General features: G+C 35.1%; 14 protein-coding genes and 1 pseudogene. 9 read left to right on the top strand and 6 right to left on the bottom strand.

What is annotated here, in order from left to right:
* Positions 1-5 precede the first annotated feature (5 nt).
* The 4 genes and pseudogenes from AAYQ19_RS00360 to AAYQ19_RS00345 all read left to right on the top strand — a co-directional run.
* Positions 6-1289, top strand: coding sequence for a hypothetical protein (locus tag AAYQ19_RS00360; protein WP_343532665.1), 1284 nt, complete (start codon positions 6-8; stop codon positions 1287-1289).
* Between the two features lie 10 nt (positions 1290-1299).
* Positions 1300-2067 (top strand): lamin tail domain-containing protein, encoded by a 768-nt coding sequence (locus AAYQ19_RS00355; protein WP_343532663.1) that lies wholly within the window; start codon positions 1300-1302, stop codon positions 2065-2067.
* Positions 2068-2103: 36 nt separating this feature from the next.
* The gene (locus AAYQ19_RS00350; protein ID WP_343532661.1) at positions 2104-2514 is read left to right on the top strand and encodes a (R)-mandelonitrile lyase; all 411 of its coding nucleotides are present in this window, start codon (positions 2104-2106) and stop codon (positions 2512-2514) included.
* Between the two features lie 165 nt (positions 2515-2679).
* Positions 2680-2943 (top strand): annotated as a pseudogene (locus AAYQ19_RS00345) (putative quinol monooxygenase); the annotation flags it as partial.
* A gap of 115 nt (positions 2944-3058) precedes the next feature.
* Here AAYQ19_RS00345 and AAYQ19_RS00340 read toward each other — a convergent pair.
* From AAYQ19_RS00340 to AAYQ19_RS00320, 5 genes are all read right to left on the bottom strand, one after another.
* The gene (locus AAYQ19_RS00340; RefSeq protein ID WP_343532659.1) at positions 3059-4495 is read right to left on the bottom strand and encodes a TolC family protein; all 1437 of its coding nucleotides are present in this window, start codon (positions 4493-4495) and stop codon (positions 3059-3061) included.
* Positions 4485-7691: an efflux RND transporter permease subunit gene (locus AAYQ19_RS00335; RefSeq protein ID WP_343532657.1), complete on the bottom strand. Its 3207-nt coding sequence runs from the start codon at positions 7689-7691 to the stop codon at positions 4485-4487. Before AAYQ19_RS00335 ends, AAYQ19_RS00340 begins: the two co-directional genes overlap by 11 nt.
* Positions 7692-7712: 21 nt before the next feature.
* Positions 7713-8795, bottom strand: a complete 1083-nt coding sequence (locus tag AAYQ19_RS00330; protein ID WP_343532655.1) for an efflux RND transporter periplasmic adaptor subunit — start codon at positions 8793-8795, stop codon at positions 7713-7715.
* Positions 8796-8939: 144 nt separating this feature from the next.
* A complete protein-coding gene (locus AAYQ19_RS00325) occupies positions 8940-9332 on the bottom strand; it encodes a hypothetical protein (RefSeq protein WP_343532653.1) in 393 nt (130 codons plus the stop codon).
* 192 nt (positions 9333-9524) lie between these two features.
* The gene (locus tag AAYQ19_RS00320; RefSeq protein WP_343532651.1) at positions 9525-10853 is read right to left on the bottom strand and encodes a TIGR00341 family protein; all 1329 of its coding nucleotides are present in this window, start codon (positions 10851-10853) and stop codon (positions 9525-9527) included.
* 184 nt (positions 10854-11037) lie between these two features.
* On the opposite strand from AAYQ19_RS00320, the gene AAYQ19_RS00315 reads away from it, so the two are divergent.
* From AAYQ19_RS00315 to AAYQ19_RS00305, 3 genes are read left to right on the top strand one after another with little or no spacing between them, the layout of a single operon-like run.
* Entirely contained in the window at positions 11038-12399 is a 1362-nt protein-coding gene (locus tag AAYQ19_RS00315; protein WP_343534378.1) for an NAD-dependent succinate-semialdehyde dehydrogenase, read from the top strand.
* A gap of 32 nt (positions 12400-12431) precedes the next feature.
* Positions 12432-13130 (top strand): DUF1826 domain-containing protein, encoded by a 699-nt coding sequence (locus tag AAYQ19_RS00310; protein WP_343532649.1) that lies wholly within the window; start codon positions 12432-12434, stop codon positions 13128-13130.
* Between the two features lie 47 nt (positions 13131-13177).
* Positions 13178-13816: an MEDS domain-containing protein gene (locus AAYQ19_RS00305; protein ID WP_343532647.1), complete on the top strand. Its 639-nt coding sequence runs from the start codon at positions 13178-13180 to the stop codon at positions 13814-13816.
* A gap of 55 nt (positions 13817-13871) precedes the next feature.
* Here AAYQ19_RS00305 and AAYQ19_RS00300 read toward each other — a convergent pair whose 3' ends face one another.
* Positions 13872-14075: a hypothetical protein gene (locus tag AAYQ19_RS00300; protein WP_343532645.1), complete on the bottom strand. Its 204-nt coding sequence runs from the start codon at positions 14073-14075 to the stop codon at positions 13872-13874.
* Between the two features lie 248 nt (positions 14076-14323).
* Between AAYQ19_RS00300 and AAYQ19_RS00295 the strand changes: the two genes are divergently transcribed.
* Positions 14324-14938, top strand: coding sequence for a YdeI/OmpD-associated family protein (locus tag AAYQ19_RS00295; RefSeq protein WP_343532643.1), 615 nt, complete (start codon positions 14324-14326; stop codon positions 14936-14938).
* A gap of 51 nt (positions 14939-14989) precedes the next feature.
* Positions 14990-15475 carry a GNAT family N-acetyltransferase gene (locus tag AAYQ19_RS00290; RefSeq protein WP_343532641.1) on the top strand — a complete coding sequence of 162 codons (486 nt, stop codon included), beginning with the start codon at positions 14990-14992 and terminating at the stop codon, positions 15473-15475.
* Positions 15476-15583 lie beyond the last annotated feature (108 nt).

Here is a 15583-nt window from a genome sequence, read left to right as displayed (position 1 = left end):
ACAGCATGAAATTGAAATACTCCCTGTTTATATTTTGCACTTTAGCAATTGCATCTCAATCGTTAAGTGCGCAATTGTCTGAGGTAGCAAAATCTGACTCAAATGTTCGTTATGTTGCAGGAGACGGCACATTTATAACGCTTAGCAAAAAAGACAAATTTGTTTTTAATATTAATGCCACGCTGCAGCCTGGTTTTCAGCTAAAGAGTGAAGATGCTGATGATGTAACGACAAATTCGGAGCAGTTATCTCTTAATTTGGTTCGTCTTGGATTGAATTTTTCCGCTTATGATGATCGGCTTACTATGGCTATTTTGTCTGACTTTACTGGAACAACCGGTATATTAGAAGGATGGATTGGATTTGCCAGCAAGAATAAAAAATACCGAGTTGTATTCGGTGAGCGACAAACCAATACAAACAATCGACTTGCAATGGCTGATGAGAGATATGCTTCGGTTATGGCTCCAACAATATCAGGAAAATCAAATGATGGAAGTATCTATGGCGGTCTGATGCAGAATTTTGTAAGTACAACGAGAGAAGGAGGTTTGTTTTTTGAAACCAATTTCAATATTAATAAAATGAGACTTTATCCATCTGTTTCTATAACCACCGGAGAAGGACAGGGATTTTTCGATCCCGTGGCTAATTCTGGTTTCAAATATGGCGGGAGAATTGATTTGATGCCATTGGGAGATTTCATCAAAAACAATGCTTTTATTTCGCAAGACATTTATCATGAACCAAAACCTAAATTAGCTATAGGAGTTGCTGATAGTTATAATGTGAAAACTAGCAATTCTGTTGGCGCTGGAAATGGTACTGTTTCAGGTATTTATGACGAAAATGGGGAGGCTGCTTTTGCAAATTATAATAAATTTGTTCTGGATTTTATATTCAAATATAACGGCTTTGCTTTTGTTGGAGAATATATGGATGCCTCTATACACGGAAAAGATTTATTTACAGATGCCGCTGCTTCAGTAAGGCTGACGCCAGAAAATGCTTCTGCCAAATATAGTATGGGAAGCGCAATAAACCTTCAGTCATCGTATGTGACACATGATGGTTGGGCATTTGAAGGCCGTTATTCGTATGTAAAACCTGAGTTTGATGTAGCGACATCAATAATTCAGACACAACATTGGTACACTGCAGCATTTAATAAATATATGATGAATAATGCTCTGAAGTTCGGAATTAATGCAACGTACATCGACCAGAATGGAGCAGGTCCAAACAAAACAACTTGGATTAATAACCTAGCGGTACAAATTTCATTTTAAATTGACAGTTATGAAAGCACTAAAAATAATAGCGATTGCCCTATTAATGGCTGGATGCGACTCTAATATTGATTTTTCAGGTCCAGATCCAGAACCGCCATCACCAGACGAAGGAAAAGATCTTCTTATATCTGAAATAGCAACATTTATTAACACAGATGGTAATGCAGGCGGCGTAAGAAATCATTATGTTGAATTGTATAATGGTACAGGCAGTACAGCAGATTTATCAAAATATGCAATAGGTTACCAAGCCACAACAGATGAAAGCACCTTGGTAGACTGGAGTTTTTCTAGTAGTTCAAATTATTTGCAATTGACAGGTTCATTAGAAAAAGGGAAATGTTATGTTATTGCTTCTCCACAGGCAAATGCAACTGCTGTAAAGCGCGATATTGATTGGGGAACTACAAGCAGTGCCAATGCTGATTCAAGCAAGCCTCTGCAATTAAGTGGTAATAGTGGAATTGCTTTGTTAAAAAAAGACGCAACGGGAAAATATACAATTAATGGCGAATCGTATACGATTATTGATGCTTTTGGAAGTCCAAATGTAGCACGTGTAACCTCAGGCGGAAGCAGCAGCAGCCGTAACAATTTTATGTGGACAATTGCTGGAGAAACTAAAGATACACGTAACAGAACGATTTGGAGAAAAGCCACGGTAAAAGATCCTAATCCAAATTGGGGTACTGGTAAGGGAACTTCAGCCAGTGATTCCGAATGGAGTATTTCAGGCGACAGAACTTGGGATTATACCAATCTTGGACTTCGTTAAAATTACTATTTATTGATCGACTGAAATAAAAGAAAAATGACAGAAGAAAATAACAATTCGATTTTTCCAAAAGGTGACCCATTATCAAATGAATATTTTTCAGGAAATGCATTTCTAACGCCATTATTGGCAAAAGATAAAAATAATGAGTTCGCGATGGGATGCGTAACTTTTGAAGCAGGAGCAAGAACTAATTGGCACACACATCCAAAAGGTCAGGTTTTAATTGTAACAGAAGGAGAAGGTTTTTATCAGGAAAAAGGAAAAACAGCACGAAGGATAAAAAAGGGAGATGTTATTAATATTCCCGAAAATCTAGAGCATTGGCACGGAGCTTCAGCAGAAAAAAAATTGGTGCATATTGCCATCACAAATTATCTGGGAGATATAAATGTGGTGTGGCTGGAAGCTGTTTCAGACGATGATTATAAAAGCGTAAACAAATAAAAATCTAGCTGTTTAATGAATAGGCTCTTCAATAAAACAAACCTTTTACTGCTATTAATTTTTTTCTCGATTAGAATAATGGCGCAAAATAAAAATCAAATCGTTCGAATTGCTGAAATTGAAATATTTCCAGAATATCTGTAACAATATAAATCACTACTCAAAGAAGAGGCGGAAGCATCTGTTCGACTTGAAACTGGAGTAATTGCAATTTTACCAATGTTTAGAAAAGAAAATTCACCTCAACTAAAAATTTTGGAAATCTATGCAGATAACGACTCTTATCAGGCACATTTAAAAACATCACATTTTCTGCATTACAAAACCGCTACGCTTAAAATGGTTAAATCATTACAGCTTATGGATATGGATGTTTTAGATCCAGAAACAATGCGTATGATGTTTATAAAATACAGCGAGAAGAAATAAGTTTTTGATTTTCATCACTGCGTATTAGAATGCAATTGCATGCTAGAGAAGTTGTAAAAGAAAAAAGGAGATCAGTTTTTTAACTGATCCCCTTTGTAAAAAACAAAAAAAAATACTAATTCCAGCCACCTCCTAATGCTCTGTAAATATTTACGAAGGCGTTCATTTGCTGTTTTTTTGTTTCTATAAGTTCAAACTTAGATTCTAAAGCATCTTTTTGTGTTAAAAGTACTTCCATATAATCTGCTCGGGCAGAACTAAACAAATTGTTAGATATTTGAACAGATTCGTTTAGCGCATCGACTTGTTTTGACTTTAAATCATAACTCTGTGCTGTATTCTTAATTTTAGACAATTGATTTGCTACCTCTACATAAGCATTTACCAATGTTCTTTCATAATTGTAAACAGCCTGAATCTGTTTCGCACCAGCGGTAAGATATTCCGCTTTAATAGCATTTCGGTTGATTAAAGGTGCAACCAAATCGCCTGCTAAAGAATACAATAAAGATTCTGGAGAAGTTAGTAGGTATTTGGTATTAAAAGCTTCGTATCCAATTCCTGCTGAAATGCCAAGCGAAGGATAAAATTTGGCTTTAGCGGCTTTAATATCCAGTTTGGCAGCAACTAATTCCATTTCTGCTTTTTTAATATCAGGGCGATTTTCTAGAAGCTGAGAAGGTACGCCAGCATGAACATCCGCAGGAGTTATAGTACTGAAAGTACTGCTGTTTCTAGCAATTTTTTGAGGAAAACGTCCTAGCAGGAAATTGATTTTATTTTCCGTTTCCGTAATCTGCTGTTGAATATCAAATTGCAGACTTTGCGTACTTAAAATCTGCGCTTCAAATCTGCGTACTGCTAGTTCGTTAACTCTTGCCGCTTCTTTTTGTATTTTAACTACTTTTAAAGCGTTAGTTTGAATGTCAATATTTTGTTTGATGATTTCTAACTGATTATCTAATGCTAAAAGTTCGTAATATGAATCGGCTATTTCGGCAATCAAATTCGTGACCACAAAATTCTTTCCTTCAATTGAACCTAAATAACGGTTTAAAGCAGCTTTTTTGGCATTGTGCAGTTTGTTCCAAATGTCTATTTCCCAACTTGAAGTTAATGCAAAACGAAAGTTTGGAAGTGGATCTGGTGTTTCTTTGCCCGGCATAATTTCCGTTGTAGCTTCTCCCGAGCCTGTGCTCGTATATCTTCCAGATTTGGTGACATCTGCACCAGCAGCGAAACCAACAAAAGGTAAATATTCTCCTTTACGTGCCCTTACTTCGCTTTTTGCAATTTCAATTTCTTGAAGTGTAATATTTAATTCCTGATTGTTTTTCAATGCGATATCAATCAGATTTTCTAAATTTTCATCGGTAAAATAACTTCTCCATTTTACTTTTCCAGTATTGAGAGTATCTAAGCCGTTATCAGCATAATTTTCGGGTACCGTTTTGTTTTCTGTTTTTTCTACAACAGAAGTCGTTTTACATCCTGCTATAGTGAGTAATACGCAGGCAAGACCTGCGTATTTTATATTTCTGTTATTCTTCATTTTCCTCCATTTGATTGTTTTTTGAAAAATCATCTACATGATGCATAAAATCATCAGATAATGAACTTTCTTCTTCTCCTTTTATAAGCTTTCTACCTTCTGCCATTGAACCAAAAATGTAATATAGTCCAGGAACTATGATTACTCCAAAAATGGTTCCGAAAAGCATTCCTCCAAGTGCAGAACCTCCAATGGTCCTATTGCCAATTGCACCTGCTCCAGAAGCAAAAATCAACGGAATCAAACCAGCGATAAAAGCAAATGATGTCATTAAAATTGGTCTAAAACGGACTTTAGCTCCTTCAATCGCAGCTTCGAGAATAGTAGCGCCCTGCTGATGTTTGAGGACGGCAAATTCGACAATCAATACGGCATTTTTACCGAGAAGGCCAACCAACATAATCAATCCGATTTGGGCGTAAATATCGTTTTGTAAGCCCATCATTTGAAGAATTACAAACGAACCTAAAATTCCAACAGGAATAGATAAAATCACAGATAATGGAATAATAAAACTTTCATATTGTGCAGCCAATACAAAGTAAACGAATGCCAATACGATTAAGAAGATATAAAGCGATTCATTACCTCGTCCAGCTTCATCATAAGAAAGACCTTCCCATGCAATATCATATCCTTTAGGAAGTGTTTTAAGAGCTGTTTCCTGTACTGCTTTAATGGCATCTGCAGTGGTGTATCCTTTTGCAGGTTGTCCTTGAATTGCTGCAGAATTATACATGTTGTAACGCGTGATCTCATTTGGTCCCTGTGTTTTCTTAAGCGTCATGAAAGCAGAGTACGGAACCATTTCTCCATGATCATTTTTGACAAAAAGATTCAATACATCTGATGGAAGTCTTCTGAATTTTGGATCTGATTGTACATACACTTTAAAGAAACGCCCAAATTTGATGAATCCTTGTTCGTACGTACTTCCAATTAAAATGTTGAGGTTTTCCATTGCTTTTCCAATAGAAACGCCTTTCTGCATGGCCAAATCATTATTAATCTCCAATTCATACTGCGGATAATTGGCCGCGAAGAATGTAAACAAACCAGAAAGTTCTTTACGTTTGCCTAATTCAGCCATAAACTGCTTGTTGATTTTGTCAAACTCCTGATAATTGGTAGTGGTCGTTTTGTCTAATAAACGCATAGAAAAACCTCCAGAAGAACCAAATCCCGGAATTGCAGGCGGTTCAAAAAACTCTACAACAGCACCCAGATCTTTGGATTTCTTTTCTAACTCTTCCATGATTTCTGTTACAGAATGTTTTCTGTCCGACCATGATTTCAAGTTAATCAAACATGTTCCAGCATTAGAACCACGACCTTCCGTCATGATTTCGTAACCCGCCAAAGAAGAAACTGATTCAACACCTTCAACTTTTTCACAGATTTTCTGCAATTTCTGCGCTATTTGGTTCGTTCTTTCTAATGTCGCACCCGGCGGTGTCTGAATGATTCCGTAAATAGTTCCCTGATCTTCACTCGGAATAAATCCCGATGGTAATACTTGATTTTCTACAAAAATGAAAGCACAGAATGCGAATAGAATTGCAAAAGTTAAAACTCTTCGGCTTACAATTGTTTTTAAAACCACAACATAACGGCCTGTAAGTCTTTCAAACCATCTGTTAAAAGCATCAAGAGATTTAGTTAATATATTTCCTTTTTTCTGTTTTCCGTGATTATTTTTCAAAAGAATCGCGCAAAGAACAGGGGTAAGGGTTAAAGCTACAATTGCCGAAATGATAATCGAACTTGACATTGTAACAGAAAATTGTCTGTAGAAAGTTCCAACCGGACCAGACATAAACGAAACCGGAATAAATACAGAAACCATAACGGCAGTAATGGCAATAATAGCGCCTCCAATTTCACCTAATACCAACTTCACGGCATGATAAGGCGTAATATGCGGAAATTCTTCAAACTTGGCATGAACGGCCTCGACGACGACAATCGCGTTATCAACCACAATTCCGATCGCTAATACTAATGAGAATAATGTTACCAAGTTGATTGACATTCCGAACATTTGAATCACAAAGAACGCTCCGACCAAAGAAACCGGAACAGCAATAATTGGAATTAAAGTCGAACGCCAATCTCCTAAAAATATAAATACCACTAAGGCAACCAAGATAAAGGCATCTCTAAGAGTATGAACTACCTGATCGATAGAAGCATCCAAGAATTGCGAAACGTCATAACTAATTTTATAATCCATTCCTGGAGGAAAACTAGCTTTCATTTCTTCCAGTTTCGCTTTCACGTCATTGATTACGTCACTAGCGTTACTTCCGTAGTTTTGCTTTAATACAATCGCAGCAGAAGGGTGACCATCTAAATTTGAATAAATATCGAAGAATTCACTTCCTAATTCTACTTTTGCAATGTCTTTTAGACGAATGCTTTCTCCTTCAGAATTGGCACGTACAATTACATTTTCATATTCTTTTGGTTCGTTGTATCGTCCCTTGTACGTTAGTACATATTCTAACGATTGTGCAGCGATACCAGAACTTTGCCCTAATCGGCCAGGACGGCCAATAATACTTTGTTCTTGCAGAGCTTCCATAACTTCTTCGACAGAAATTTTGTAAGCTCGCATTCTATCAGGATTCAGCCATACACGCATGGCATATTTACGGCTACCTAATATTTGAGTTCTCGCAACACCTTTAACACGGCTGATTTCAGGGATCATTTTTACATCGGCATAGTTGTATAGGAATTTCTCATCCATGCTTTTGCTCTTCGAGTAAAGATTCACATACATCAACATACTCGGCTGAATAGGAGTAATCACGACTCCTTCACGCTGAACCAGTTCAGGTAATAATGGCATTACCTGATCGACTCTTGTTTTGACTCTAATTACAGCTTCATTAGGATCGGTTCCTGGTTCAAATATGATTCTAAGTGTTGCTTCTCCGGCACTCGTGGCATCTGTAGCCATATAACGAACACCTTGTGTACCGTTAAGTGAATTTTCTAATGTAATTAAGGTTGATTTTACCAATACATCGGCACTTGCTCCCGGATAAGCGATAAAAATATTTACTGTTGTGGGTGCAATTTGCGGAAATTGCGATATAGGAAGCTGTTTGATCGACAGCGTACCTATAAATACAATTATAATCGAAATTATAATTGCAAAAACGGGTCTATGTATAAATTTATTAAACATTACTTCTTTTTTTAGATTCGGTTATTCTGCGTATAGTTCTAAATTTGACAGAACCGATTGGGGTTTTACCACTTCGTAGTTGATCTTTTCATTTTCTTTTACAAGACGAAGCCCCTCTAAAAGTATTTTGTCATTAACAGACAATCCTTCTTTTATCACAAATAAATGAGGCATTTCTGCAGCAATTACAACCTCTCTAGATTTTACAGCATTGTTTTTGTCAATTACATAAACGTATTTTTTATCTAAAACTTCAAAAGTCGCTTTTTGCGGAATCAGCATTGCATTTTTCAAATCAATAGGCATCTGGATGCTTCCTGTTTCACCGTGTCTCAATAATCTTTTCGGATTTGGGAAAGTCGCTCTAAAAGGAATGTTTCCCGTTTCATTATCAAAGTCAGCTTCAATGGTTTCTACAACTCCCGGATATTGGAATTTCTTATTGTTAGCCATCAAAAGATTAACTTTCATTTTACCGCTTTTTCCAGTCTTTTCTTGATAATCTAAATATTCAGATTCTGGAACATTATAATATACCCACATTGAGCTGTTGTCTGCTAATTCTGTAAGCAATTCTCCTTCGTCAACTAAACTTCCCTGACGAACATGAAATTTATCTATAATGCCATCAAAAGGGGCTCTGATTTCAGTAAATTGAAGATGTACTTTGCTAAGAGCCATTTCAGCATTTGCTTTTTCTAGTTTGGCTTTCGCCATTGCCAGTTCGTTTGGAGAAACCACCTTTTCATCGGCTAATTTTTTAGCGTTTTGATATTCTATTGAGCTGAAACTAACTTCTGCTTTAGATTTTTTTAATTCTGCTTCGTAAAGCGCTGGCATGATTTTAAATAACAATTGGCCTTTTTTAACCATTTGTCCTTCATCTACATAAATTTTTTCAAGATAACCGCGTTCTTGCGCTCTTATTTCGATATGTTGTATAGAGTGTATCTGTGATACGTAATCTTTTGTAATAGTAGTATCTTTTTCAATTGGAGTTGTAACCACAAATTTGGTTTTTTCCTCTTTTTCTTCTTCTTTTTTGGAATTGCAGCCTGCAAAAACTAAGGCGCATAAAGTCATGATCATGAAAATTCTCTTCATAATTATTTCAGCATTAAAACGTAATTTATTTTGATTTTTATGTGTAAAGACCTTTAGGAACAGGCCATAGCGGTTCATATCCGTCTTTTTTTGAGAGGATAAACCGTAAAGAAACTAGCTGTTAGATGACAGCTGTATTAAAAATCAAATTCGAAAAACCTGAAATAACAGATATACTTTATTATCAAGTAAACTGAAAATTTTGCAGTCATTTACTTTTTGGGTAAAAGCAGTCGCAGAAACGACAAAATGATTGCTGCTGTGAAAAGTTAAAAAGTAATTGCTCTTTGCAAGCTGTTTTTGAGAAGCCGAAAAGTTGTCTTCATTTTCTTCGTTGTCAAACAGACAGATCTTTCTTTTAAAAGTTTCAAACAAACGACCATGATTTATTTGATGAGCCGTATTAAAATCGGTTTTAAAAATTAAAGAAGAAGAAAAGTCGTTAACGATTGAAGTTGTTGAGTGTGCATAAACATTGCCATATCCATTTAAGAGAATGACAATTGAAAGTAAAAGTTTAGTGCACCAATTTTTCATAAGAGTCACAAATTTAAACAATCAATGTCATATAAACAAAGGCGTTATTTTATTAATTGCAGAAAATATTGTTTTGTTAACAAACTGTTCTGTAATTTAGAATTGTATTATTTTTTTAGGGAAATAAAAGCAATAACTCAATAAATTTAGTTGTTATTTGATCACAAAATTCTATTTAATCCTATTTAGAATTTATTTTTTGGATTCATTTTTTCTAGCAAAAAGCTCCACATTATTTACAGTAAGCCTTTCATTAAGCCAGTTTTTTAATTTTTCAGTATCGGCATCATTAAGATTTTTGTCGCTAGTATACAGTACAGTAGTAATAGGAGTGATGCTGTCACGCTGATTTATTAAAGTGCTTTTGTTTATCGAAAGAGATTGAACAGAAGGGAATAAAATTTTAATTTCTTTGAGTATAGGACGGCTGTCGATTTTATTTTTAGAAATTTCCTGTTCGAGTTGTGAGATCCTAACGTCTTTTAGGTTCATTTCGTTTTCATTTCCTTTAATTTGGTTTAAAATGTCACCTTTTAAAAGAGACAAACGATCTGTTGAGTCTTGACGGATAAAGAGTTGCGTTCCTTCAAGTTGTGTATTGCTATTAAGCTTGTTTTTTAGTGCAATAATTTCGTCGGGTGAAAAACGTTTGGAAAGAAAAGCAAGTTCAAGCGTTTTTGCCTTCGGATTAAAGTCGGTCTTTTTGTAAACTACCGTATATCCCTTTGCTGTAAATTCGTTTTCAATAAAAACATTCACATTTTTTTTAAATTGCTGTTCTCTGTAAAGCGAGAAAGCAAGGTAACTACTAGGAAGAAGCATAATGGTGATCAAAAATGCAATAGTATATTTTACTCTTCTTTGTTCTGATTCATTGACCTGTTTAACTGCTGGATATTTGAGATATTTAATGATTAAAAACGTTGCAATTCCGATAAAAACGCAGTTGATGGTATACAGATAAAAAGCGCCAAAGAAGAAAAGCCATTGAGCTGTCGCCAGTCCGTAGCCAGCGGTACACAAAGGAGGCATTAAAGCCGTTGCAATGGCAACTCCAGGAATTGGATTGCCTTTTTCAGATCGTGTTACAGCAATAGCACCTACAATTCCTCCAAAAAAAGCAATCAAAATATCATAGATATTCGGCGAAGTTCGGGATAATAATTCGGATTGAACGTCTTTAAATGGACTTATATAAAAATAAATAGTTGAAACAAAAAGACTGACAAAAGTTGCCGTTACAAGGTTTTTTAGTGACTTTTTTAATAATGAAAAATCATAAATGCCCAAAGCAAAACCTGCGCCTACAATTGGTCCCATAAGAGGAGAAATAAGCATTGCTCCAATTATTACGGCTGTAGAGTTTACATTCAGCCCCACTGATGCTACAATTATCGCGCATGCTAGAATCCAGAGATTAGCTCCTTTAAAAGAGATGTTTTTTTTGACGGCTTCTAAGGTTTTCGCTCGATCATCTTCGCCATCTCTAAGATTCAGTAAATTTGCAATTGTTTCTATCATTTTTCAGGAAATTCAATTTGTACTGTTAAATATACAATAAATCTCAATTTTCTCTTTCGTTTCGGGAGCGTTAATTATTTTCTTGTTTCACAGTTTCAGAAAATAACCCGATTCTTGCAGTATTAAAATTAAAATAAATTGTACCTTTTACTTAGCTTTTAAAGAAATAGTAAAACAAAGTAGTATTATGATAAAGTCAATAAATCCATATAACCAAGAGATAGTATTTGAAATTGCTGAATTCGATAAAAAAGAGGTTGAAAAAGCAATAGATAAAGCCGAAGCTCAATATAAAATTTGGAAAGAAACCCATTTTTCTGAACGTGCAATTTTGATGAGAGCGGTAGGTGAGGAATTAAGAAATAATTCAAATGAGTATGCAGAAATTATTACTCAAGAAATGGGAAAACCTATTACTCAGGCAGTAGCTGAAGTACAAAAATGTGCTGCTTTATGTGATTTTTATGCTGAGAATGCTTCTAAGATGCTTTCTGATAAGATAATCGAAACAGAAGCCTATAAAAGTTATGTTAGTTATGAACCAATCGGAATTGTTTTGGCAATTATGCCATGGAATTATCCGTTCTGGCAAGTAATGCGTTTTGCAGTACCGGCACTCATGGCAGGAAATGTTGCTATTTTAAAACATGCCAGCAACGTAATGAAAAGCGCCATGAGTATTGAAAGAATATTCGAAAGAGCCGGTTTTCCAGCGGGTTGTTTTACGAATCTACCTATTGGAAGTAAAATGGTAGAAGAAATAATCAAAAATCCAAAAGTCAAAGCAGTTACACTTACTGGAAGTGAAGCTGCAGGAAGAGCCGTAGCAGCTGTTGCGGGAAGTGAAATTAAAAAAACGGTACTTGAATTAGGAGGAAGTAATGCTTTGGCCGTTTTTGCAGATTGTAATTTAGAGCAAACCGTAAAAACTTGTGTTCAGGCCCGTTTTCAAAATGCCGGACAAAGTTGTATTGCAGGAAAGCGTTTGTTGGTAGAATCATCAATTGCTGAAGAATTTACGAAAGCTTTTTTAGGAGAGGTAAGCAAGCTTCGTTCTGGAGATCCTTTGGACAAGGAAACAACAATTGGTACGATGGCCCGCATTGATCTTGCTGAAGAATTGGAAAAACAACTTCAAGATGGGCTAGATAAAGGAGCGAAAGTCTTGTTAGGAGGACAAAGAAATAAAGCCTATTTTGAGCCTACTGTTGTTGGAAATGTTACAACAGATATGGCGATTTTTAAAGAAGAAGTTTTTGGCCCTTTGATTGGAATTACTACTTTTAAAAATGAAGAAGAAGCAATTGCGCTCTCAAACAACAGCCCTTTCGGACTTGGAGTTACAATTTTTACCGAAGATTTTGAAAAAGCGACTAGGTTAGTGCCAAAGTTTAATGAAGGAGCAGTTTTTGTAAATGAATTGGTAAAAAGTGATCAGAGGTTGCCTTTTGGCGGAACTAAAAACTCAGGATATGGCCGTGAACTTTCACAAGATGGTATTCAGGAATTTGTAAATAAGAAGACGGTTTACATCAATAAATATTAATATCGAACGAATTACGTTCTTTAAATTAAAACATGAATAATAGATTTTCCAGCAACAGCCAAATAGGCATTGTTTCCACTTTTTCTGAACTTGTAAATACTGATTTCAAAGAAGAAATGAATGCGTTATGCTGGTACAGAAATTTAGATGGCGATTTTAACGAGATTGTGGCTAAATTATCTTTAAAAGAAAATATAACTGAAATTTCTCCTAAAGATTTACAGGCGCTTCAATTATCAGAAAGAGGAAATTTTGCACGCGAAATAATTCTAAATGATTTACAATTATTAGCTGATTTCGGAGCATCGCCGTCTCTTAATTTGCTGAAATGTTATGAACGTGATGATGAGTTTGATTTCATATCTACAGATGTTTATTCATTTCATGTGGATCGTTCTCCTATTGCAACAGACACATTTTTATGTACTTATCACGGGGCATCAAGCGATATTGTTTCCAATTCGCAAGCAGAACAAAAAATTTTGATTCCAGAAATTCGTGCAAAACTAAAAGAGATTCATGATGGAACAGAGGAAGAATTTGAAGACTTCTTAAAAGAGAATTATTTTGATTTGCATTATCAATTGCATGAAGATGCAGAACCCATCAATTTAGGACAAATGCATCTTTGGCGTTTGGCTGTTGATCATCCAAAACAAAAAGTACTTCCTTGTATACATCGAGCGCCAATAGAAAACGAAGGAGAATATCGATTATTATTGATTTGTTAAGAGGAAATTAATTGTGTTGTAGGAAATTAATTGCCTATATTTGATGTATGAACAAACAAACATCTTTTTCAGTCTGCGGCGAATCTTTGTCGGCACCAATGCACATTTGCGGTTTTTTCGATTCAAAAGAACAACAATATGAGGTGATCGTTCCCTATATTATGGAGGGCTTGGAGGCAAATGACAAAGTCATTAACATCCTTGAAGGGAGCCATCACGGTGAACATTGCAGGTGTCTGGCTGATAATGGAATATCTATTTCCGAAAAATTAGCGAGTGGTCAGCTCGAAGTATTGGCTTCTGAAAATACTTATATAAAAGATGGCAAGTTTGTAGCTGAAAAAATGTATAAGATGCTTGAGCAAACCTTATTGTCAGCATCGAGATCAGGTTATGAAAGCGTAAGAGCTTGTGGCGATATGGTTTGGGCTCTCAAAAATCTGCCAGGAACTGATGAACTTTTAGAATATGAGGCAAGCCTAAATGTGCTTACTCCAAAACATGCTGTATCACTCATATGCATGTATGATATAAATAGTTTCAGTTCAAATACACTCGCCGATATATTGCTTACTCATCCTTACGTCATCAAAGACGGAAAGATCAGCAAGAATCCGCAATATGTAGAACCTTTGGAATTGATTTCAAAATTTTCAGATTTTTCATCTAGTCCACTTAAACTTTAAGATTATTGATTTTTTTTAGTGGGCAAGACACCATGCTGAAGAGAATTTTGGTACACTAATAAATTGATTCCAAATCATAACTAATGCCTGGTAAAAATTCGCAGTCAAAGTCTGGCTCATCTTCATGTTTGTAGTACAAGTTATGTATTTGAGATGGATGTTGTTTTTCAGAATGAAATTCTGCATCAATAAAATTGTTGTCAGAGGAGAATGATTTTATGAAGTTGAAATTTTGGCTTGAAGTTGTATGTGGTTTCATAATTAAAAAAAATTATAGGTGTTTATATTCGTTATCCAAAAATATAATGCTCAACACTCTTTTTAATTATAAAATTCAAGCAAGGGCTTATATAATTAACAGTAAAAAACAAAATTTGACAAAGTAATTTGTTGTTGTTAAATAGCATTAATTTAAAATGTTTAATACTCGCATTTTTAGAGATTTATTATAACTTCGAATAATCATTTAATAATTAGCTAATTATCAGAAATTAAATGCCTCAATCAATGGAAAATTATAATCAAGATGTTACGGCATACATTGCAAAAATGGCCGACTTTGCAAAACCTATTCTTACTAATTTACGTGAAATAATTTTTAGCACTTGTCCCGAAGTTGAAGAAAATATTAAATGGGGAACACCGCATTACTCTTATAAAGGCGATCATTTAGTGATGATGGGCGGTTTTAAACAACATTGTTCTTTTAGTTTGTATAAGGCTGAATTAATGAAGGACAAGGAAATACAGGAAAGTGTAAAAGCGGGTAAAAAGTTTGGTTATTTGGATAAAATTAAAGACATCTCTGAATTGCCAACTAAAGAAAAATTAGCTGCATACATTAAAGAAGCAATGGTTTTAAATGAGAATGGTAAGGCAAAACCGAAACCAGTAAAAGAAAAATCAACTACAGAAGTTATAGCTCCTAAAGAATTTATGGATGCGTTAAAAAAAGACAACAAAGCGATTGAAATTTTTGAAAGCAAATCGCCGTCATTTCGTAAAAATTATATTATTTGGATTGCTGACGCAAAAACAGATGAAACGCGAAATAAAAGGATTGCCCAATCTTTAGAATGGATTTCAGAAGGAAAAGACAGATTTTGGCAATCTAAAAAATAAGTATAGCCAGATAAAAAAGGCTCTTCTTGTTTAAATTTGTATAAAAAAACTATGATTACTTTTAGAAATGCGACCTTAAATGATCTTGAAGTTATAACAATTGTTGAAAATCTTTGTTTTCCGCCAAATGAAGCAGCGACAGTTGAGTCATTTACCAAAAGAATACAAGTTTACCCAGAACATTTTTGGCTGTTAGAATCAAATGACGAATTGATCGGTTTTATAAACGGAATGGTGACGAATCAAGAAACGATAAGCGATGATTTGTTTGGCAACGCACAACTTCATGATAAAAACGGAAAATGGCAAAGCATTTTCGGAATTGCAGTTGCCCCACAACACAGAAACCAAGGTTTTGCCGCACAGCTAATGAATCATTTAATTGCTGAGGCAAAAAGCGAAAACCGTAATGGTGTAATCTTAACTTGCAAATCGCATTTAATTCCGTATTACGAACGTTTTGGTTTTGCTGATAGGGGAGTTTCAGCTTCTGTACATGGTGGCGAAGTCTGGCATGATATGACTTTGACTTTTTAAAATATTTAAAACCCCTTAAAAAAACTTTAAGGGGTTTGTTTTTTTTTCGAAAGATTATAAAAGGGCGATGCTTTGTATGGTTTCTTTTTTAACTTATCTTCGCTGTCT

The sequence above is a fragment of the Flavobacterium mesophilum genome, from assembly GCF_039581405.1.
Taxonomy (GTDB): Bacteria; Bacteroidota; Bacteroidia; order Flavobacteriales; family Flavobacteriaceae; genus Flavobacterium.
Note: the sequence above shows the minus strand (reverse complement) of the source record. Positions and strands in the feature narration are given on the sequence as shown.

Excerpts from the sequence above, each read along its gene's own strand:
- AAYQ19_RS00360 (WP_343532665.1), top strand. The coding sequence starts at position 6 with ATGAAATTGAAATACTCCCTGTTTATATTTTGCACTTTAGCAATTGCA.
- AAYQ19_RS00355 (WP_343532663.1), top strand. The coding sequence starts at position 1,300 with ATGAAAGCACTAAAAATAATAGCGATTGCCCTATTAATGGCTGGATGC.
- AAYQ19_RS00350 (WP_343532661.1), top strand. The coding sequence starts at position 2,104 with ATGACAGAAGAAAATAACAATTCGATTTTTCCAAAAGGTGACCCATTA.
- AAYQ19_RS00340 (WP_343532659.1), bottom strand. The coding sequence starts at position 4,495 with ATGAAGAATAACAGAAATATAAAATACGCAGGTCTTGCCTGCGTATTA.
- AAYQ19_RS00335 (WP_343532657.1), bottom strand. The coding sequence starts at position 7,691 with ATGTTTAATAAATTTATACATAGACCCGTTTTTGCAATTATAATTTCG.
- AAYQ19_RS00330 (WP_343532655.1), bottom strand. The coding sequence starts at position 8,795 with ATGAAGAGAATTTTCATGATCATGACTTTATGCGCCTTAGTTTTTGCA.
- AAYQ19_RS00325 (WP_343532653.1), bottom strand. The coding sequence starts at position 9,332 with ATGAAAAATTGGTGCACTAAACTTTTACTTTCAATTGTCATTCTCTTA.
- AAYQ19_RS00320 (WP_343532651.1), bottom strand. The coding sequence starts at position 10,853 with ATGATAGAAACAATTGCAAATTTACTGAATCTTAGAGATGGCGAAGAT.
- AAYQ19_RS00310 (WP_343532649.1), top strand. The coding sequence starts at position 12,432 with ATGAATAATAGATTTTCCAGCAACAGCCAAATAGGCATTGTTTCCACT.
- AAYQ19_RS00305 (WP_343532647.1), top strand. The coding sequence starts at position 13,178 with ATGAACAAACAAACATCTTTTTCAGTCTGCGGCGAATCTTTGTCGGCA.
- AAYQ19_RS00300 (WP_343532645.1), bottom strand. The coding sequence starts at position 14,075 with ATGAAACCACATACAACTTCAAGCCAAAATTTCAACTTCATAAAATCA.
- AAYQ19_RS00295 (WP_343532643.1), top strand. The coding sequence starts at position 14,324 with ATGGAAAATTATAATCAAGATGTTACGGCATACATTGCAAAAATGGCC.
- AAYQ19_RS00290 (WP_343532641.1), top strand. The coding sequence starts at position 14,990 with ATGATTACTTTTAGAAATGCGACCTTAAATGATCTTGAAGTTATAACA.